This is a genomic window from Mesorhizobium sp. P2_F7 (assembly GCF_056403695.1).
Genome location: NZ_JBFUFA010000007.1, coordinates 228,695 through 250,627, shown reverse-complemented (window position 1 = coordinate 250,627; position 21,933 = coordinate 228,695). Strand labels below are relative to the sequence as shown.

Below are 21,933 nucleotides of genomic sequence, written 5' to 3'. Positions count from 1 at the left end.
TTCCCACTTTTGGGCGACATGCATTTAGTCAATGCCCGCGCGTCGCGGCGATCTCGGCGCCGTAGCGCATCTCGAGAAGTGTTTTCAAGACCAGCGTCACCAAAGCCAGGCCGGCAAGCAGCGAAGCGACGGCAAAAGCGCCAACGGCGTTGTACTCGTTGTAGAGGATTTCGACATGCAGCGGCATGGTGTTCGTCAGTCCGCGTATGTGGCCGGACACGACCGAGACCGCGCCGAATTCACCCATCGAGCGGGCGTTGCACAGAAGCACGCCGTAGAGCAATCCCCATTTGACGTTGGGCAGCGTCACATACCAGAAGGTCTGCCAGCCATTGGCGCCGAGCGAGAGCGCCGCCTCTTCATCGCCATTGCCCTGTTCCTGCATCAGCGGGATCAGTTCGCGGGCAACGAAGGGGAAGGTGACGAAGACGGTGGCGAGCACGATGCCCGGCACGGCGAACAGGATCTGGATGCCGTGCTCCTTCAGCCAGCCGCCCAGCAGGCCCTGCGCGCCGAACAAAAGCACATAGACCAGGCCCGAAATGACCGGAGAGACGGAGAAGGGCAGGTCGATCAGGGTGGTCAGAAACGCCTTGCCCTTGAACTCGAATTTGGCGATCGCCCAGGCAGCCGAAATGCCGAAGACGACGTTGAGCGGCACGGCGATCGCCGCCACCAGCAGCGTCAGCCGGATCGCCGAACGCGTATCGGGGTTGGAGAGCGATTCCGTGTAGGAACCGACGCCTTTGGCCAGCGCCTCGTGAAAGACGATGATCAGCGGCAGGAGCACGAAGATGACGAGGAAGGCGAAGGCCCCCGCCATCAGCAGCAGCCGCACCGGCAGGCTTTCGGTCACCGCCGCCGACTGACTCTCGTGATGCGGCTCGTAGGATTTGATCTCGGGATCAGCCATAGCGCTTGCGGCTCCATGACTGCGCGAGATTGACGATCAGGAGCATCACGAACGACAGCAGAAGCATGATCGCCGCGATCGCGGTCGCCGCCGGATAATTGTACTCCTCCAGCCGGATGACGATCAGAAGCGGCGCGATCTCCGACTTGTAGGGCAGGTTGCCGGCGATGAAGATGACCGAGCCGTATTCGCCGACGCCGCGCGCGAAGGCGAGCGAGAAGCCGGTGACAATGGCCGGCGCCAGGCCTGGAAACAGGATGCGGGTGATGATCTGGAAGCGGTTGGCGCCGAGCGTGGCGGCGGCCTCCTCCACTTCCTTGTCGATCTCCTCCATGATCGGCTGCACCGTGCGCACGACAAAGGGCAGGCCGATGAAGACCAATGCCACCACGATGCCGAGCGGCGTATAGGCGACCTTGATGCCAAGCGGCGCCAGGAGATGGCCGATCCAGCCATTGGGCGCATAGAGCGTGGTCAGCGCGATGCCGGCGACAGCGGTCGGCAGCGCGAAGGGCAGGTCGACCATGGCGTCGACGATGCGGCGGCCGGGAAAGCGGTAGCGCACCAGCACCCAGGCGACGAGCGTGCCGAAGACGACATTGACGACAGCCGCGATGAAGGCGGCGCCGAAGCTGATCTCAAGCGCGTTGAGGGTACGACGATCGGTGGCGATCGCCCAGAAATCGGTCCAGCCGAGGGCTGCCGATCGCCAGACCAGCCCCGACAAGGGGATGAGGATGATAAGCGTGAGGTAGGCAAGCGAGAAGCCGAGCGTCAGTCCGAAACCCGGAATGACACTCGGCTGTCTGAACCGCCACCCCGCCTTGGCGGGTGCTATGGTCATGTCGTCCTGATCTAGATTTTAGCTCACTGGGCCGGCTTGTAGATCTGGTCGAATATACCACCGTCGCCGAAATGATAAGGCTGTGCCTTCTTCCAGCCGCCGAAAAGCGGATCGTCGATGGAGATCAGCTTGATTTCAGGGGTTTTCGGAATATCCGCCGGATCCACCAGTTCGGGCTTGGCCGGACGATAGTGGTTCTTGGCGATGATCGTCTGGGCTTCCTTGGAGTAGAGCCAGCCTAGATAGGCTTCGGCCACTTTGCGCGTGCCCTTGGCATCGACATTGGCGTCGACGATCGCCACCGGCGGTTCGGCCAGGATCGAGGTCGGCGGGTAGACGATCTCGAAATTGTCGGCGCCGAATTCATTGAGTGCCAGATAGGCGTCGTTTTCCCAGCCGATCAGCACGTCGCCGATGCCCTTTTGCGCGAAGGTTACGGTCGACCCGCGCGCGCCGGTGTCGAGCACCGGAGCGTTGGCGTAGAGCTTGCCTACGAATTCCTTGTTCTTGGCTTCGTCGCCGCCATCATTGGCATTGGCGTAGGCCCAGGCGGCGAGGTAGTTCCAGCGCGCGCCGCCCGACGTCTTCGGGTTCGGCGTGATCACCTGGACACCCTCCTTGACCAGATCGCTCCAGTCATGGATGCCCTTCGGGTTGCCCTTGCGGACCAGGAAGATGATGGTCGAGGTGTAGGGCGCCGAATTGTTCTCGAACTTCTTGCGCCAGTCCGGATTGATCTTCTTCGACTTGGTGACGATGGCGTTGATGTCGCCTTCGAGCGCCAGCGTGACCACATCGGCGTCGAGGCCGTCGATCACGGCGCGGGCCTGGGCGCCGGAGCCGCCATGCGATTGCTGGATGGTGACCGTCTCGCCGGTCTCGGCCTTCCAGTGCGCGGCGAACGCCTCGTCATAGGCCTTGTAGAGTTCGCGTGTCGGATCGTAGGACACGTTGAGAATGGTGGTATCGGCAAACGCGAAACCGAGCGTGCCGAACTGGATCGATGTGGCGACCAGTGCGCCGAGCAGTTTCCTGAAATGAGGTTTGGTCATTTCCGCCTCCGTTGATGACGGCTGAACTCTATCGAATTGATAGAAATTAGATGCATTCAACGTTGCCTTTTTTGGCCCCTCGAAGCAATTTTTCGCCGATATTGCGCGCTGAGAGGAAACATTTTCCTCATATTAGCCTAGACCGATTCCAGGTCGGTCCGGCGCTATTTAGAAGCGGGCCGCGCCGAGGCAAGGCCGCTGCCGCGGAGATTCGCCGTAGCAGCGGGGCGGTTTCAATTCGCAGTGACGGGGAAGTCGAATCGCTGCTTTGGAAACGGTTCGTTTGCCAGCGTGTGGTGCCACCACTCGCGCGCATAATTCTTGAAGCCGCCGGCGCGCATGGCATCGAGCAGTTTCTTGCGGTTGGCCGCCGCCTCGACGCTGAGCGGGCGGTGGGCGATTTCGCTCGCCGGATCGAAACAGTCGAAGCTGGTGCCGAAATCGAGCGTGCCGGCGCCGGTCGCACCACAGGCGGCGGATGAGGTGCTTTTGCCGTCGCTGCGGGCGATGGCGACATCGACGGTTGAGCCGCGTGAATGGGTGGACAGTTCGCCGATATAGCCCTTGGCGATAAGGTCGCCGCGCTTGACCTCGGGATACCATTGCGGGTCGGGCGGGCCACCTTCTCTGGTCCATTTGCCCATGTCGGCAACGGCGCGGGCCGGGCGGTAGCAGTCGAAGACGACAAGTGTCAGGCCATCGGTGGCGAGCGCTTTTTGCACGCCGGACAGCGCTTGAGCCGCCTGACGGGTGAGGATGCAGACCGGCGCGTCATAGCCGTCGGCCTTGCGATGCAGGAAGTTTTCCAGGCCGGCATAGCGGATGTCCTGGCGGATTGTGGGGTCGACATCGGCCAGGCGGACAAAACCGGCGGGTAGCGGATCGGCGGCGGCGGGGAGGGTGGTCAGCAAAGTGGCGAGAATGGTGGTGACACTGCGCAAGGTATGGCGCGAGGCACCCCCCTCTGGCCTGCCGGCCATCTCCCCCTCAAGGGGGGAGATCAGATATGCGCACCGCTTTCGCCAACGGTCGAGGGCAGCGCACGACGCTGAGGCTGCCAATCTCCCCCCTTGAGGGGGAGATGCCCGGCAGGGTAGAGGGGGATGCCTCGCGCCGGGTTTCAGGCGAAGAAGCCCAATACCCTGAATCGCTTGGCGCAGTCTATTCAACGAACACCTTCACGCTGGCGGCGCGTCCCACGGCGTCGATGACGGTGAGCGTCGAATAGCCGGCGCCGTCCGGCAGCCAGGTGGCGGTGCGGCGGCGGTCGATGCCGATGAGCGGCTTGCCGTTGGCGAGCCAGCGGAACGGCGCGCGGCCGCCTTGCAGTTTCAGCACCAGTGGCGAGGCCTCGGCGGAGTTGGTGGCGAGATCGACGCGGGCGCCGTTGGGCGGGAAGATGATCGTCGGCGCCGGCTCGGTCGGGCCTGCCTCCACCAGCCCGTCGGCGCCGGCGCCGAAACGCGCCAATGTCACCGGCAGGTCTTCGCGCTTGGCCTTGACGACGCCGGCCGGCTGGCCGGGCAACGGCACGGCGGCGAGGCCGGAGCGGACGAAGCCTTCGAACAGGATGGGAGCGGCCGAGACATAGCCGGACAGGCCGGGTACGGCACCCGCATCGGCGCGGCCGACCCAGACGCCCAACACGTAGCGGCCGTCGAAGCCGACCGACCAGGCATCGCGGTAGCCATAGGACGTGCCGGTCTTGTAGGCGATGCCGCGCTGCAAGGCGCCCTCGGGCGGCTTTACGCCCGACAATATGTCGGTGATCTGCCAGTTCGCCTGGGCGTCGAGAATGGTGGCGGTGGTGCGTTCGGCGTTGGCTGGCTCGGTGCCGTCATGCAGCGTGTTCGCCTTGCCGCCATTGGCGAGCCCGGTATAGAGCTGGACCAGATCGCGCAGCGTCACGCCGACGCCCCCAAGGCCGATGGCGAGGCCCGGCGCCTCGTTGACCGGCAGCACCGGGCTGACGCCGGCCTGGCGGAAGCGCGCCATCAGCCGTGCCGGGCCGACAGAGTCCAGCACACGGATCGCCGGCACATTGAGCGACAGCTGCAGCGCCTGGCGGATCGAGACATCGCCCTGATAGCCCATGTCGAAATTCTTCGGCCGGTAGCCGCCGAAATCGACCGGACTGTCCTCGATCAGCATTTCCTGTGCCACCAGCCCCTGCTCGAAAGCGAGCCCATAGATGAACGGTTTTAGCGTCGAGCCGGGCGAGCGCACGATCCTGGTCATATCGATCCAGCCGGAGCGGCTTGCATCGAAGAAATCGGCCGAACCGACTTCGCCCAGGATGTCACCGGTGCGGGCATCGGCCATCACCATGGCGACAGAGAGGCGAGGGCCGAGCTTGATGGCGGCATCGCGTGCCACCTGCTCCAGCCCTTGCTGGACGCTTTTGCGAATCGTCAGCTGCAGCGGTTTGCCGGGGACGGCCTTGGGCAGCATGGCATAGGCGGCGTGCGGCGCAAGCGCCGGCAGTTTGCGGCGCAGGCCCGAGACATCGTCAAGGGCGGCGCGCGCGGCCTCGCGCTCGCCAAGCAGGCCGGATGAGACCATGCGTGTCAGCACGCGGTCGCGGGCGGCGTGTGCGATGTCGAGATTGCGGTCGGGGCGGCGCTTTTCCGGCAATTGCGGCAGCGCCACGAGCAAGGCCGCTTCCGAGACCGTCAGCCGCTTCGGCTCCTTGCCGAAATAGGCGAGCGAGGCCGCGCGCACGCCTTCGAGATTGCCGCCATAGGGTGCCAGCGTCAGGTAGCGTTCGAGGATCTCCTGCTTGGACAGCCGCCGCTCGATCTGGATGGCGCGCAGCATCTGCTTGAGCTTGGAGCCGAGGCTGCGGCTTTCGCGGGGCTCGATCAGCCGGGCAAGCTGCATCGACAGCGTCGAGCCGCCGGAGACGATATGGCCGTTGGTGACAAGCTGGCCGGCGGCGCGCGCCAGCGCCAGCACGTCGACGCCCTTATGGTCCCAGAAGCGCTTGTCTTCATAGGTGACGAGCATGTCGACGAACTGCTTGTCGACCTGATCGAGCCTTGTGTCGAGCCGCCAGTAGCCGTCCGGGGTGGCGAAGGCACGCAACAGCTGGCCGTCGCGATCCTGGACTTCGGTCGAGACGGTGAGCTTTTCGGGCAGCGGCGGCGGGAAGGCGCGGTCGAGCTGCCAGAGAGAAGCAGCGGCGATTGCCGCAAAGCCCACGAGGGAAGCTGCGGCGATGCCTGTTCGACGGAGAAATTTTCTGGAGAGCATAGTGCTGCCCCTCATCCGCCTGCTGGCTCCTTCTCCCCGGACGGGGAGAAGGAGATTGTCGCAGCCGTCGGCATGTTCATCTTCGCCAAGGCGCCTTACGGCGCCTTGATCTCCATCATGCCGGTGGCGGTGCGGGCCGAATATTGCGGCCGGTACATGTCCTCCACCGTGGCTGCCGGATGAGCATAGGTGCCCGGCGTCACCGCGCGCACGACGTAGGCCAGCATGATGTTGCGGTCGCCGTCGCCGTCATTGGGGTTGAATGCCGCGACGAAACGGTCGTCGCGGAATTCGAGATGGGCAGCGTCGGTCTGCGCCAGCCAGGTGAAGTTCGACAGCTGGGCGCTGGAGACCAGGCCCGGATTGTCGATCTCGAAGCCGGCCGGCAACAGGTCGGTGATCAGCAGGCGCGAAGGCCAGCGGTTCTGTTCGTAGATCTTGAGCACGACCACGTAGCGTTCGTTCTGCGTCGCCTCGGTGACGTTGGCCTCAGTGCCATCGAGCTTGTAGTAGGTGCGATCGATGTTGAAGCCGTCGCCGCCGGCCGGCAAGGGCTCGACCGGCGAGGCGACCGTGGTGACGACCGCCTGCAGTGGCGTGGTGCCGGTGTTGGCGATGGTCAGCGGGCTGTCGGCGATATCGCTGCCGCTGAGCTGGGTGGAGTAACCACCGGCATGCGGCGCGCCGTTGACCGACAGCTTGATCGAGTCATTGCCCGACTTCAGCGCACGAGCCGCCAGCAGCATCCAGGATTCGTCCTGCGTGCTGGTCCAGCGGGCATCGGCGCGTTCCCTGGCCACCAGCTTGATCAGCTCCGGCACGATGGTCGGCACCGGCTTCGATTCGGCGGCGAGCGCCAGGATTGCGGCGCCGTCACGCAGCCGCGAGCCATAGTCGGACCGGTAGTAATCATAGTCCGTGGTCGACTTGGCCAGCTGCAGCGCCGTCTGGAAGGTCGCTTCCGAACGCTGCGCGTCGCCGTAGAGCGCCAGGCTCGCCGCCAGCTGGGCGACGGCCATCGGGCTCGAGAAGGCTTCCAGCTTGGTGTCGGCGTAGTAGCGCAGATCGCCGACCGAGGCCTTCTTGTTGCGAGCCAGGACATAGAGCGCGTAGGCGATCTCGCTGCCGCGGTCCTGGACGTCCTGGTCGTAGCCGACCGAGTTCTGCAAATTGCTCAGAGCCTGGCTCATCGCCAGGGCCGGCACGTCGTAGTTCTGCTCGCGCGCCCGGGTTAGGAAGTCCGTGACATAGGAGTCGAGCCACAGATCGCCGGAGCCCGGACCCCACAGGCCGAAGCTGCCGGCCGAAGCCTGGTAGCTCAGCACCTTGTAGATGGCGGCCTGGACGCGGTCGTGCAGATCGGGGTCGCTTGCCATGCCGATGGAGGACGCCAGGTCATTGACGTAGAGAAGCGGCATGGCACGGCTGGTGGTCTGCTCGGCGCAACCATAGGGGTAGCGGTCGAGCGTCATCAGCAGCGACGGCACGTCGAAGGCGGCTGCCTGCGAAACGCCGACGCTGATCGAGGCGCCGTCGAGCAGGCTTGCCGCGAGCAGCTCCTTGTCGACGCGCAGCGAACCGCCATTGCCCTTGAGGTCGACGACCAGCCGGGTGGTGATCGGCAATTGCGCCGGACGCACCGGCACATAGAGCGTCTGTTCCACGGCGGTGCCGTCGCCATGGGCGAGCTTGATGGTGATCGAGGCATTGCCCGCGGTCTGTGCAATCAGCGGCACGGTCAGCGTCTGGCGCTTGCCCTTGGCCAGCGTCAGCTTTTCGGGCAGCGGCTTGTCGCCGGTCGAGAGGTCGCCCGTCGTTGCGATCGACAAGGCATAGTCGCCCTCCGGTCCGTCCGTGTCGGCAACGTCGAGCCGCATGACGGCGGCATCGCCGGGCGCCAGGAAGCGCGGCAGGCCGGCGGTGATCACCACCGGATCGCGAACGATGACGTCGGTCGTGGCATGGCCGACAGCATCCTTGGTCCAGGCGACGGCCATGACGCGCACGGTGCCGTTGAACTGCGGAATGTCGAAATCGATCCTTGCCTTGCCGTCGGCGTCGAGCTGGACCGAGCCGGAGAAGAAGGCGACCAGCTTTTCGGTTGGCGGGCTGCCTTGCGTCTGCATGGCGGCACCGTCACCGCCGGTCCTGAGCTTGCCGGTGGTGCCGAGCGAGCCGTCAATGAGGCGGCCATAGATATCGCGGACTTCAAGCCCCAGCATGCGCTGGCCGAAATACCAGTCCTCCGGGTCCGGCACCTTGTAGTTGGTAAGGTTCAAAATGCCGACATCGACGGCCGCGACCGTGACATAGGCATTGCTGCCCGGTGCTACGCCGGCCACTGCGACGGGGATCGACAGCTGCTGGCGCGGCATCGTCTTGTCCGGCGGCGTCAAGGTGACGGCGAGCTTCTTCGAGCCCGGATCGACCGTCAGCCATTTCACGCCGATGGCGCGGGCCGGCATGCGTGTTTCCTGCGCATCGCCGGGCCGGAACAGGGTTGCGGTGATGTAGGCGCCGGCGCCCCAGTCGTCGCCGACCGGGATGTCGACAGTGCTGCCGCCGGCCGGTACGGTTGCCGTGACGGTCTTGAGCAGCTTGTCGGCGCCGATGGTGACCAGCAGTTCGCCGGCAAAATGCGGCGACACTTTAAGCTTGGCCACTTCGCCAGCGGCATAGTTCTCCTTGTCGAGGGCGATCTCGAGCCCATCGGGCGTTTCGGTGGAGGTCGAGGAGACATACCAGCCTGCGTCGAACTCATAGCTGGTCGCCGGACCCTCGGGATCGGCGGTCTCGATCTCGAGCCGGTACTGGCCCCAGTCTACCGGCATCGTCACGGTCGCCTCGGCATCGGCGTTGAGATCGACCTGGCCGTTGGCGATCGACTTGGTGAAGGTGACCGGCTCGTAGTTCCAGGAGTTGTTGGAGCGGTACCACTGGTAATTGCGCTCGACCTTGACCAGCGACCACTGTGCGCCTTTCAGCGTTTCGCGCTTGCCGTCGGGATCGACCGCGATCAGGCTGAATTTGGCGGTGCCGCCCTGCGGCACCTCATTGTCGGCGAAATCCGGACGGATGCCGATCATGTGGCCCTGCGGGCGGATGCCGATGTTGAGCGAGCGCTCGATGGCACGGCCACCGGTTTCGCGCATGCGCACCGTGACCTTGGCGTCGACCAGCTTGGTGGTCGCAGGCAACTGGTCGACCGTGACCGGGAAGGTCGCCTTGCCGTCGTCGCCGACCACGGGAAGACCGGTGAACGGGGTGACCGAAGGTTCGGCCGACTGCTCGTCGGCGAGGCCGAACGAATAGCCGGCGAAACGGTCCCAGTCGCGCGCCGTCGACAGCGTCAGCTCGCCTTCGAGGGCGAGGCCGGCTGCCGGTGCGCCATAGAGGAAGCGGCCGTCAATGTTGATATTGGCGGTTTCGCCCTGTGCGATCTCCTGCTTGTCGGACTTCATGTCGAACTCGATGCGATCCGGCACGAAGTCTTCGACCAGGAACATCTGGCTGGAAACGGCGGCCTGCTTGGGATCGGTGTAGATCGACACCGTCCAGGTGCCGCGCATGGCGTTGGCCTCGAGCGGCAGGTCGACGGCATAGCCGCCGGCCGACACGCCGTCGGCAACGATGCGGCGGTTCTCGACGCCGTCGGGACGGGTGAAGATGAAGGTCAGCGGCAGGTTCTCGACCGCCTTGGAGGCGCCGTCGCGGGCAAGGGCTGCGACATGCACATCCTCGCCGGCGCGGTAGATGCCGCGTTCGGTCCAGGCATAGACATCGAGCGCGCCAGGTGCGGCACGTCCGGAGACGCCGCGATCGGAAAGATCGAAGCCGGCGCGGCCCATGTCGAGGAAGACGAAGTCGTTGTCGCCCTGCTTGGCCATCAGCACGGCCGGCACCATGCCGCCGTCGCCACGGGTCAGGCCGGGGTTGAAGACGGCGTGGCCTTCGGCATCCGAGGTCGCAGTGCCGAGGATTTCATTGTTCCTGGCCAGCAGCGTCAGTTCGGCGCCGGCGATCGGCTTGGCGGTGCCGAGCGAACGGGCAAAGACATTCAGCCCGTCCTGGCCGGTGTAGGTCGAAAGGCCAATGTCGGAGACGACGAACCACTGCGTGGCAAGCGAATTGTAGCTGTCCTCGCCATTGTCGTTGACCGGTTGCGCGGTCAGCACGTAGACGCCCGGCTTGCGCTGCGGCAAGGCCTCGTCGACCGGGAACGACGTCGTGACGTCCTTGTTGAGGTCGTTGGCGATGTCGAGCTGGCCCTGCCAAACAGGCTCGCCCATCTGGTCGGAAATGCTTGAGATATCGTAGCCGTCGAGCTGCTTCAGGAACTGGTAGCCGGACAGAAGCTGCGCCAGCGAACGATCGCCGATGCGATAAAGCTTCATCTGCGCGGCGTTCATGTTGACGGTGACGACCGGAATGCCGCGGCGGGCGCCGGCCGGCAGCACGAAGCTGTCGCCGGTGAAGCGGGCGGATGGTGCGCGGTCCTGGACATAGATCGACAGCACGACCGGCGCGGCGGTGACCTCGCCGATTGCGGCCGGCAGGCCGGCGCGGAAGGTCACTTCATAATGCTGGCCATGCTCCAGGCCTTCGACGCAGATCTGCTTGTCCTTGGCCTCGACACCCTTGGGCGGCTGGTTGTCGACGGTGACGAACTGGGCGTAGTCGACGCCGGTCTTGACCAGCTCCTCGGAAAACTGCGCGCAGATGCGCGGCGCGCTGGTGTCGGCGTCGACCGAGTGATCGATGACGCGGAAGCCCTTGCGGGCCTTGAGATCCTCATATTCGGCCTTGACCGCCGGCGAACTGACCAGGGCGAGGCTGGCTTCATAGGCCTGCAGGGCCGGGCGGTAGAGATCGCGGCGGTCGAGGCCTGCGCCCAGAAGCGCCAGCACCTCGGCGCGGGTCTTGGTGGTGCGCAGCAGTTTGTAGGCGTTGATTGCGGCGGAGGTGCCTTTGACGGGCAGATTGTAGGATTCCGAGCTGCCGCTAGCCGGCTGTATGGCAAGCGTTTCGCGCGCCAGGCCGAGCCAGAGCTGGCCGTCATCGGGCAGGACCGAAACTGCGGCCTCGTATTTGTTCATGGCCTGGCCATGGTCGCCGGTCAGCGCGGCCTGTTCGGCCGCTGCGCGGAGCGCTTCCAGGCCCTCGGTCGGCTTGTCATAGGCCGGATCGGTCAGCTTGTTGCGGTATTGCTGGGCCTGGTCGTCCATCCAGTTGGGAAAGAAAGTGAGTGCCGGCGGGGCGCCGATATCGGGGTCGCCATCGACGTTGACGACCTTGCCGGCAACCGCACCACTGAACGGTTTCAACTGGTTATAGTCGGATTTGAGAAAGCACCATTTGGCCTTGGTGTTGTAAGTAAAGGCGCGGCAGGCGGGGTCGCCGAGGCATGTGGTCTTGCACTGATCTAGGCTGACATTCTGGTCCGATCTGAGATCGAAACCGAAATAGTCGGAATTGTTTGAGGTCACCACCCGGCGGGCTTCTGCCGCTTGCGCGATAGCTCCCCAGGCGAAAAAGAGAAGGATCAGGATAGACAGACCACGAGCCGCGCGCATTGCCATAACACCCTCCAGACACTGCTGACGTCCAAGGCTTGTTCAAGCTTCAGTCAAGCTTGTCAACACGAGGACGGGCAGGTTTCCGCCTGCCAACGGTTCCCAAGCCGGCCAATGACCGGTATGCCGATAGTTCATCCACAGGGAAAGGGATCACGCTTTCTTGCGGCAACGCAAAAGGTGTGAATTCCAAGCCCTGCCTATTTCAGACAATTGGATTGTGGCCCCTTTACGAGCGCTTCAAAACTTCATTCCAATTTTAGTTTTGTAACCTAGGTTGTCTTAATGCCGGCGTGTGAAGCGCAGATGTCGAAAGGAACCGCGCCACGGCGTGCGCTTTCGCGCGCGCTGATTTTGGCGTTGGTGTGTTCGACCGTGCTCGCCGCCGAATCGGGGTCGGCGGCCGCCTTCGAGATTTTCGGCATCAAATTGTGGGGTTCGTCCAACGACGAGGACGCCGATATCGTCGACCCGCTGCGCTATTCCGTCAGCATCGAAGTTCCCGATGCCGATAAGGATCTGGTTAAGAAGCTCGAAAACGCCTCGACACTGAAAGCCGACGAAGAGCGTCCGGTTTCCGGCTCGCTCGGCTTGCTGGCCAAGGCGCGCAGCGACCGCGAGCAGTTGGTCGCGGCGCTTTATGCGGATGCCCGCTATGAAGGCGTTGTCACCATCACCATCCAGGGCAAGGCGCTCGACGATTTGCCGCCGGACGCCGAATTCACAGGCCCGCAGCCGATTCCGGTGGTGATCAGCATCGCCAGCGGGCCTAAATTCACGCTTGGCAACATCCGGCTGGAAGGCGACGCTGCCGGGCTGGCGAGCGCCGATTTCGGCCTGATCGCCGGCGGCGATGCCGGTTCGGGCGCCGTGCTCAAGGCCGAGGCGCTGATCGTGCGGGCGCTGAAGCAGGAGGGCCGGCCGCTGGCCCGTATAACCGACCGGCAGATCGTCGCCGAGCACAACACCTCGACGCTCGACGTGACGCTGACGGTGGCCGCAGGGCCTGTAGCCGGCTACGGCGACACCACCGTCGAGGGCACCGAGAAGGTCGATCGCGAGTTCACCGAATACATGACCGGGCTGAAACGCGGCCAGCAATATTCGCCTGACGAAATCGACGATGCCCGCGACCGGCTGCTTGGGCTCGAAGTGTTCAACAGCGTCACGCTGAAGGAGGCCGAGAAGCTAGACGCCGACGGCAACATCCCGATCGGCGTCCAGGTCAGCGAGCGCAAGCCGCGCTATTTCGGCGTCGGCGGCACCGTCTCCAACACCGAGGGGCTCGGCCTCGAAGGCTATTGGGGCCACCGCAATCTGTTCGGCCGGGCCGAGAAGCTGCGCATCGACGGCAAGATCAGCGGCATCGGCAGCAATGATCTCAGCGAACTCAACTACAATGCCGGCATCATGTTCGAGAAGCCGGGCGTGGTCGGACCGGCCTCGAAATTCATCGCCAGCGTCAAGACCGTGTTCGAACATCCCGACGCTTACGACCATTTCTCGGTCAAGGGCAGCACCGGCCTGTCCTATGACATCGACAAGAAGCAGACGGTTTCGGCCGAAATCGCGCTCGACTATTCCAGGGTCACCGACGCCTTCGGCAAGCACAATTACCTGATCGCCAGCATTCCGCTGCAATATGTCTATGATAACAGGGACAACCGCCTCAACCCGACCAGCGGCTTCAGGGTGCTGGCCTATGCCGAGCCGAGCTACGACATCATGAGCGGTGCTGCCTTCCTCAAGCTGAAGGGCGAGGGGTCTGCCTATCAGTCGGTCGATACGGCTTCGAAATTCGTGCTCGCCGAACGCGTTGCGGTGGGTTCGATCGTCGGCACCAGCCTCGAACACGTTCCGGCCGACCGGCGCTTCTATTCCGGCGGCGGCGGTTCGGTGCGCGGCTATTCCTACCAAGGCATTGGTCCGAGGGACATAAACAACAAGCCGATCGGCGGGCTGTCCTTCTTCGAGACATCGGTCGAGATGCGCATCGCGATCACCGACACGATCGGCATCGTGCCGTTCGTCGATGCCGGCACTGTCTCGACCAAATCGACGCCCGACTTTTCCGACATGAAGGTCGGCGCCGGCGTCGGCTTGCGCTACATCACGCCGTTCGGGCCGCTGCGCATCGACGCCGCCCTGCCGCTCAACCGCGAACGTGGCGACCCGCGTTTCGGCATCTATGCCGGCATCGGACAGGCGTTCTGACGATGAAGATTTTGAAACGCATCCTTCGCCTCTTCTTCTACACGCTGCTGATCGTGCTGGCGGCGGCCATAGGCGCGCTCGTCGTGCTGACCAAGACCGAGCGCGGCCGTGAAAATCTTGCCGGCATCATCTCGTCTATGGCCTCATCAGCGGACAGCAAGGTCACGGTCAGCGGCATTGATGGCATCTGGTCGGGCGCGTTGACGGTCGACCATGTCGTGCTGGAAGACCGCAACGGCGCCTGGCTGGTGGCGCGAAAAGTGGCTGTCGACTGGTCGCCGCTGGCGCTGCTGTCGAAGAATTTCAGCGCCGACCGTATCGCTGCCGAGCGCATCGAACTGGCGCGGCTGCCGGTGGCAAGCACCGAGCCGAGCAAAAGCGGGTCGGGCGGTCTGCCGGTTTCGCTCGATATCAGAGCGATCGATCTGCCACAGATCGCGCTCGGCCAGCAGCTTGCCGGCAGCGGCATTGCCGAACTTGCCGCCAAGGGATCGGCCAAGGTCGATGCCTCGCCGCTGGCGGTCCAGACGGTGCTCAACATCACCCGCCATGACGGCAAACAAGGCAATGTCGACGCTAACATCCACTTCGCGCCTGATGAGAACAAGCTCGACCTCGACCTCAAGGCATCCGAGCCGGCGGATGGCATCATCGCCAATCTGCTGAAGCTGCCGGGCGCGCCGCCGGTCAACATCGTTGTCTCCGGCACCGGGCCGTTGGCGAACTGGAGCGGTGTCGGCACTTTCATGGTCGACGGACAGATCGTCACCCAGCTTACCGGCCGCCATCAGCTGACCGACAAGGGCAACCGGATCGAAGCCAAAGGCGACGGTTCGTTCGAAGGCTTCATGCCGGAACAGTTCAAGTCGCTGTTTGCCGGCAAGACCAGTTTCGACGTCGCCGGCACCGTGACCACGGCCGGCGGCGTCGACATCGAGCGAGCCACGATCGAGAGCGGCGCCATCCACGGCGCCGCCTCAGGCATGGTCGATCCGAAGGGCGCCAGTGACCTTTCGGTCGAACTCGCTTCCAAGGCTGAGCCGGTCACGGTCAATGTCGGCACCCCGGCGCAGCCGATCATGGTCGCCATCAACAATGTCACCGCGCGCGCGTTCGGCGATGGCAAGGCGCCGATGATCGACGCCAGCGCTTCGCTTGTCTCGGTGGTGGCGGGCGGCTCCCAGGTGAACAATCTGGATGCGCAGATCCATTCCGACGGTTTTGATATCGAAAACCGCGCCGGCCCGGTCAGCGTATCGCTGTCGGCAGCCGGCCTGAAGACCGACGTGGCGACGCTGGCGCCGCTGATCACCGGCAAACTGACGGCCTCTCTGGCCGGCACGATCAGCAAGGATGAGATATCGCTCGACGAAGGCACGCTGCGCAGCGATGCGCTCAATGCCGGGCTGACCGCCAAGGTCAGTTTGGCCGACCTCGCCATGACGCTGAAGATGAATGCCGATGCGGTGTCGACAGCGCTGCCGCCGCAGATCAGTTCGCTGCTTGGCGAACGGGTCAAGTTCTCGGCGACCGCGACCCGCGATCCACAGGGCGCGTTTGCCGCCAATTCGATCGAACTCACCTCCGGTTCGCTCAGCGCCAGCGGCACGGCCAGCGCGCAAGGGAGCGTCATCCAGGCCGATATCAAGGGCAAGCTCGGCGACGTCTCGGTGCTGTCTTCGCTGGTTGGCGTGCCGGTCGCCGGCGGCGTCGATTTCGCGCTGACGGCAAGCGGCGCGCGCAACGCACCGGATTTCAGCGTTTCGGCTGACAGCGCCAGCCTGACGGCGTCGGGGCGCACGGTCAAGGACATCAAGCTGACCGCATCCGGCAAGGCGGACATCGCAAGTCCGGCAGCGCAAGTCTCGCTGACCGGCTCGGTCGACGAGCAGCCGCTCGCGGTCAAAGCGGCGCTGGTGACGAGCAACGGCAAGCGTTCCATCAACGGGCTCAGCGTAGCGCTGGGTGACAACAAGGTGTCGGGCGATCTCGCGCTGGACGATCATTTCCTGCCGGCGGGCACGCTGACCATCGCCGCTTCCGACATCGCGCCACTGGCTTCGCTGGCCGGGCAGACAGCGGCCGGCGATATCGGCGGCACCGTTGTCTTTGCCAAGGACGGCGAGGCGCCCACCGTCACCATCAATGCAGCCAGCGTGTCGATATCGCGCGGCGATGTGGCGGCCAAGGCGATCACTGTCAGTGCGCTGATCGCCAACTATCTCAACAGCCCGGCGATCTCGGGCACGATCAAGGCCGACAGCGTGACCTCGGGGACGACTGTGGTCAGCGGCATCGGTGTCGATTTGAAGCGCGACGGCGACTGGACCAACTTTACCGGTGGCGCGACCATATCAGGCATCCCGGCGACGGCTGCCGGGCGGGCGAAGATCGCCGGCGGCACGACCAGCGTCGAGATCGCGTCCGGCGAGGCGACGGTGCGCGGCATCAAGGCGGCGATCGCCGAGCCGTCGAGCCTGACGATCGCCGATGGCGTGACCAATATTCAAAGGTTGGTGGTCGATCTCGGCGGCGGCTCGGTGACGCTTTCGGGCACAGCAGGCCAGACGCTGGATCTTGCGGCAACTTTCTCGGCCTTGCCGGCGGCCCTTGCCAATGATTTTTCGCCTGGCCTCGACGCCGCGGGCACTCTGGACGGCACGGCGCAGATCACCGGGGCGCCGGCCAATCCGGACATCCGCTTCAATGCAAAGCTGGCCGGGGCTGAAACCAGCCAGACCCGCAAAGCAGGGCTCGGGCCGCTCGATCTCGATGCGGCCGGCAGCTATTCCGTGGCCGGTGGCGTGATGCTGGACCAGGCAACGCTCTCGGGCGAAAAAATCTCCGGCAAGGCGGCCGGGACCATCAACCCGAACGGCGCCAGCGATTTTGCGCTCGACCTGACCTCGTCCGGCCCGAGCCTGCCGTTGACGCTTGGCAGCGCGGAAAGCCCGATCAAACTGGAACTGCAGGCGCTGTCGGTGAAGGCGGCGGGGCAGGCTGCGCAAGCCAAGCTTGATATCTCGGCGGTGCTGCCTTCGGTGGCGACGAATGACACCAAGGTCGAAGGCATCACGCTGGCGCTGCACTCCGATGCATTCGATGTGAAAAGCCGCACCGGCCCGATCACGGGCACGGTGACGGCGACCAAGATCGGGCTGAAAAATCCAACCATCGCGCCGCTTATTGCCGGCAAGGTCACCGCCAAGGTCGCTGGCAGCCTGGCGGCGGACGCCATCACCATCGACAGCGGCTCGGTACAGGGCGATGCGCTGGGCGCGGCCTTCAATGGCCGCGTCTCGTTCGCCGATGGCGCCATCGACCTTAACCTCAATGCAGATGCCTTGTCGGCAGCGCTGCCGGCGGCGGTGCGCGGCATGCTGGCCGAACGCACAAAACTCAGCGCTACGTTGAAGCGCGACGCCAATGGCAATGTCAGCGCCAATCCGGTCAAGCTGGTGTCGGGTGCGCTGACCGCCGACGGCCAGGCCAGCCTCGCCGACAACAAGCTCAGCGCCGACATCAAGGGCGGGCTATCCGACATCTCGCTGCTGTCGAAGGACGCCAAGGGCGCCATATCCTTTGCGCTCAACGCGCAGGGGCCGAGCCTGGCGCCGGACCTGTCGCTGACGGTGAACAGCGACCGGCTGCTGGTGGCGGAGCGGGAAATCACAGGGCTGAAGTTGACGGCCACCGGCAAGGCCGATGCCGCCAGTCCGGCCGCCAATGTGCAACTGACCGGCAATGTCGCGGGGCAGGCGCTGCAAGGCAGCGCGGTGCTGGCGACGGCGGACGGCAAGAGCGCCATCAACGGCCTGCTGTTGTCGCTGGGCAAGAACAGGATTTCCGGCGACCTCGCGCTCGACGAGGCTTTCGTGCCGGTCGGCACCATCGCGCTCGACCTGCCCGATATCGGACCGCTGGCAGCGCTGGCGCTGGAGAAGGCCGAAGGTGACGTGCGCGGCACCATTGCCTTCTCCAAGAGCGCGGACGGCGCCAACGTCGCCGTCAAGGCGTCGACGGCGTCGATCGCGCGCGGCGACCTGCAGGCGAAGACGGTGTCGATCGATGCGCTGGTCGCCAACTATCTCGCTGCGCCGGTCATCTCCGGCAAAATCCGCGCCGACAGCGTCATCTCCGGCGGCACCGCCATCAGCGGCATCGATGTCGATCTGAAGCGCGACGGCGACTGGACAGGCTTTTCCGGTGGCGCCACCGTCAAGGGCATCCCGGCGAAGGCCGCGGGCCGGGTGAAGGTGGCCGGTGGCACCACCACCATTGAACTCGCTTCCGGCCAGGCCACGGTGCAGGGCATCAAGGCCGCCATCGCGCAGGCCTCGACCGTCAGCATCGCCAACGGCACGACGACGCTGGACAGGCTGGTGCTCAATCTTGGCGGCGGCACGGCGACGGTGACCGGCAAGGTCGGGCAGACGCTCGACATCAATGCCGCGCTGGCCAAGGTGCCGGCGTCACTGGCCAACAGTTTTTCCCCGGGCCTTCAGACCGCCGGTTCGATCTCCGGAACCGTGAAGGTGACGGGCGCTCCGGCCAATCCGGCGGTTGCCTTCAATATCGACGCCGGTGGGGTGCAGACATCGCAGACGCGCAGCGCCGGCCTGGGCGGCATGAACATCTCTTCGTCGGGCACCTTCGCCGGCAAGAAACTCACCTTCAACGCCGACATCAGCGACGGCGCCGGGCTCGGCCTCAAGGGCGGCGGCAGCGTCACCACATCGGGAACCCCGGCGCTGGTGCTCGACTTCAACGGCAAGGTGCCGTTTTCCTTCCTCGCCGCCAAGCTCGCCGCGCAAGGCCTGTCGCTGAGCGGCACGGCCAACGTCAATGTCCAGGTGCGCGGCCCAGCGACATCGCCGGTGATCGGCGGCACCGTCAGCACGTCCGGCGCCCGCCTGGTCGATGCGCGCTCGGGCCTTGCGGTCAACGACATCGCCGCCGACGTTTCAATCGGCAATGGCGTCGCCCGGATCAACCGGCTGACCGGCACGCTGTCGACGCGCGGCAGCCTGTCGGCGTCCGGCACGATCGGCATCAACCCGGCGCAAGGGTTCCCGGCCGATCTGTCGATCAAGCTGGTCGATGGCCGCTATACCGATGGCAGGGTGGTGACCGCCAATCTCGGCGGCGACCTGACCATCAAGGGGCCGCTCACTTCGGCGCCTGTGATTTCGGGTATCGTCAACCTGGCCAAGACCGTCATCACCGTTCCCGAGAAGCTGCCGGGCTCGCTGGCGGCGCTCGGTGTCAAGCACAAGAACGCGCCCGCCAGCGTGCGGGCGCAGGACAAGGCCTTGCGCCCTGCCGCTGCCAGCGGCGGTGGCGGCAGTGGGCTCGTCCTCGACGTCACCGTCAACGCGCCGAACCAGATCTTCATCCAGGGCAGGGGTGTCGACGCCGAGCTCGGCGGCTCGCTGAGGCTGACCGGCCCCGCGGCTTCGCCGCAAGCGGTCGGCACCTTCACCTTGCAGCGCGGGCGGCTGTCGATCCTCGGCAAGCGGCTGACCTTCACCGAGGGCACGGTCGGCTTTTCCGGCTCGCTGGTGCCCTATCTCAATTTGACCGCGACCTCGACAACGACCAGCACCACCGTCACTATCGTCGTCTCGGGCGAGGCGACCAATCCGAAATTCACCTTCTCCTCGGTGCCGGCGCTGCCAGAGGACGAGGTGCTGGCGCAGCTGATTTTCGGCCGTTCGATGTCGAACCTGTCGCCGCTGCAGATCGCCCAGCTGGCCGAGGCGGCCGGGCAACTGGCCGGCGTCGGCGGCTCGACCTCGCTGCTCGAAAACCTGCGCAGCGCAATCGGCGTCGACGATCTGGATGTGACCACGGACGATCAGGGCGGCACCGCCGTTTCGGCGGGCAAATACCTCAACGACCGCACCTATGTGACGATCCAGAAGGGCGACAAGCCGGGCTCGGGCAAGGCGACGATCGATCTGAACGTCGGGCGCGGCGTCAAGCTGCGCGGCGAGGCCAATGATGGCGGCGAGGCCAAGGGCGGCATCTTCTACGAAAAGGAATATTGAGCCTCTGGCCCTTACCACGGCCGGCACTGGCGCTGTCTTAAGCTGCCCAAATGTATCAATTTAATCGCCTAAGAAAGATTCAGGCGGAATCTGGGCGCACTAGCAAATTTGCGTCAAGACTGTCGTTATCGCGCGAACCGCTCTCCTTCCAAAGTTGCACATTCCCTAACATGTTCCCATCCATGCCGTCTTTGACATCACGGCAGGGATGCGGAATGGTAAAAGGCGGAAAGCCAACAATGGGAGTTAAGTCATGACAATTTACAAGAGTAATGGCGATCGCGTTCCCGATCATATCCTGGCCATGGCCGAAGAAGCCAAGGCAGGTAGGGTCGATCGCCGCGAATTCCTCGCTCTGGCCAGCGTCTTCGGCGCGTCCACGGCGATGGCCTATGGCATGCTCGGACTGGTAGACCCGACGCCCGCCAAGGCCGAAGAAGTGCAAGGCAAGAAAGGCGGCATCCTGAAGGTCGCCCAATGGATCAAGGATCCCAAGGATCCGCGCAAGGCTGACTGGTCGGAAATCGCCAATGCCGAACGCCAGGCGCTGGAGCCGCTGGTCAAGTACACGACCGAATACACCTTCCGGCCCTATCTGCTCGAGAGCTGGGACGTCAACGACGACGCCACGCAGTATACGCTGCATGTGCGCAAGGGCGTGACCTGGAACAACGGCGATCCCTTCACCGCCGATGACGTCATCTTCAACCTCAAGCGCTGGGCCGACAAGAAAGCCGAGGGCAATTCGATGCCAGGCCGCCTCGGCTCACTGGTCAAGGACGACAAGCTCGACGAAAGCGCCGTCTCCAAGCCGGACGACCACACGGTCGTGCTGAAGCTCACCAAGCCCGACATCGCGCTGATCCCCAACATGTGCGACTATCCCGGCCTGATCGTTCACAAGAGCTTCGACGAAAAGGGCGGCGACTTCAAAGCCTGCCCGATCGGCACCGGCCCATTCGAGCTGGTGTCCTACGATGTCGGCCAGAAGGTGGTCTACAAGCGCCGCGAAGACAACAAGTGGTGGGACGGCGAAGTCTTCCTCGACGGCATCGAATTCATCGACTACGGCACCGATCCGGCGGCCATGGTCAGCGCTTTCGAGGCTGGTGAAGTCCACACCAATTTCGAGACTTCGGCGGACTACGTGTCGATCCTCGACGGACTGGACCTGGTAAAGTCGGAAGTCGTAACCGCGGCAACCATCGTGTGCCGCACCAACGTCAGCAACAAGCCGTACGACAACCAGAAGGTTCGTCAGGCCTTGCAGCTCGGCGTTGACAACGCCGTGGTCCTCCAGCTCGGTTACGGCAATGCCGGCACCGTCGCCGAGAACCACCATGTCTGCGCGATCCATCCGGAGTATTTCGAACTGCCGAAGATCGCCCGCGATCCGGCCAAGGCCAAGGCTTTGATGGCCGAAGCCGGCCAGGCCGATTTCGAGCATGAGCTGATCACCGTCGACGAGGATTGGCACAAGAACACCGGCGACGCCATCGCCGCCCAGCTTCGCGACGCCGGCATCAAGGTGAAGCGCACGGTGCTGCCGGGCTCGACGTTCTGGAACGACTGGACGAAGTACCCGCTGTCGATGACCAACTGGAATATGCGCCCGCTCGGCGTCCAGGTGCTGGCCATCGCCTACCGGACCGGCGAGGCATGGAACGAAGCTGCCTGGTCGAACCCGGACTGGGATGCCAAGCTCAACGCCGCGCTGTCGGTCGCCGACGCTGCCAAGCGCAAGGAAATGATGAAGGATATCGAGCAGACGCTGCAGGATTCCGGCATCATCATCCAGCCCTACTGGCGCAAGCTCTACAGCCACTCGGTCAAGGCGGTGCAGAACTACAAGATGCATCCGACGTACGAGCGCGACTACGGCAAGATCTGGCTTGAACAGGCCTGATCGGACAGATCGGGAGGGGGCGGTTCGCCTCCTCCCCATCACTCCTCGCAGGGGTCCAGGACCTGAAGCCGGCGCAGCAACAAGTTGCGGACTCTTCAGCAAGGACCATGCAATAAAACAGGGTTGATC

Annotated in this window: 9 protein-coding genes; 3 read left to right on the top strand and 6 right to left on the bottom strand. The window is 64.5% G+C overall.

Features of this window, described 5'->3' with window-relative positions; genetic code table 11:
- Positions 1-28: 28 nt before the first annotated feature.
- The 6 genes from cysW to AC1DZ8_RS23020 all read right to left on the bottom strand — a co-directional run bounded on the left by cysW (position 29) and on the right by AC1DZ8_RS23020 (position 11,640).
- Positions 29-913 (bottom strand): sulfate ABC transporter permease subunit CysW, encoded by an 885-nt coding sequence (gene cysW / locus AC1DZ8_RS23045; protein ID WP_477301048.1) that lies wholly within the window; start codon positions 911-913, stop codon positions 29-31.
- Positions 906-1,757: a sulfate ABC transporter permease subunit CysT gene (gene cysT, locus AC1DZ8_RS23040; RefSeq protein WP_477301050.1), complete on the bottom strand. Its 852-nt coding sequence runs from the start codon at positions 1,755-1,757 to the stop codon at positions 906-908. Before cysT ends, cysW begins: the two co-directional genes overlap by 8 nt.
- Positions 1,758-1,780: 23 nt before the next feature.
- Positions 1,781-2,809: a sulfate ABC transporter substrate-binding protein gene (locus tag AC1DZ8_RS23035; RefSeq protein WP_477301051.1), complete on the bottom strand. Its 1,029-nt coding sequence runs from the start codon at positions 2,807-2,809 to the stop codon at positions 1,781-1,783.
- A gap of 233 nt (positions 2,810-3,042) precedes the next feature.
- Entirely contained in the window at positions 3,043-3,789 is a 747-nt protein-coding gene (locus AC1DZ8_RS23030; RefSeq protein ID WP_477301053.1) for a M15 family metallopeptidase, read from the bottom strand.
- Between the two features lie 181 nt (positions 3,790-3,970).
- Positions 3,971-6,061 (bottom strand): penicillin-binding protein 1C, encoded by a 2,091-nt coding sequence (pbpC, locus tag AC1DZ8_RS23025; protein WP_477301055.1) that lies wholly within the window; start codon positions 6,059-6,061, stop codon positions 3,971-3,973.
- 95 nt (positions 6,062-6,156) lie between these two features.
- Positions 6,157-11,640, bottom strand: a complete 5,484-nt coding sequence (locus tag AC1DZ8_RS23020) for an alpha-2-macroglobulin family protein (protein WP_477301057.1) — start codon at positions 11,638-11,640, stop codon at positions 6,157-6,159.
- A gap of 279 nt (positions 11,641-11,919) precedes the next feature.
- Between AC1DZ8_RS23020 and AC1DZ8_RS23015 the strand changes: the two genes are divergently transcribed.
- From AC1DZ8_RS23015 to AC1DZ8_RS23005, 3 genes are all read left to right on the top strand, one after another.
- Positions 11,920-13,848: an autotransporter assembly complex protein TamA gene (locus AC1DZ8_RS23015; RefSeq protein ID WP_477301059.1), complete on the top strand. Its 1,929-nt coding sequence runs from the start codon at positions 11,920-11,922 to the stop codon at positions 13,846-13,848.
- A gap of 2 nt (positions 13,849-13,850) precedes the next feature.
- The gene (locus AC1DZ8_RS23010; RefSeq protein WP_477401681.1) at positions 13,851-19,898 is read left to right on the top strand and encodes a translocation/assembly module TamB domain-containing protein; all 6,048 of its coding nucleotides are present in this window, start codon (positions 13,851-13,853) and stop codon (positions 19,896-19,898) included.
- Between the two features lie 253 nt (positions 19,899-20,151).
- Positions 20,152-21,804 (top strand): ABC transporter substrate-binding protein, encoded by a 1,653-nt coding sequence (locus AC1DZ8_RS23005; RefSeq protein ID WP_477301062.1) that lies wholly within the window; start codon positions 20,152-20,154, stop codon positions 21,802-21,804.
- The last annotated feature ends 129 nt before the right edge of the window (positions 21,805-21,933 follow it).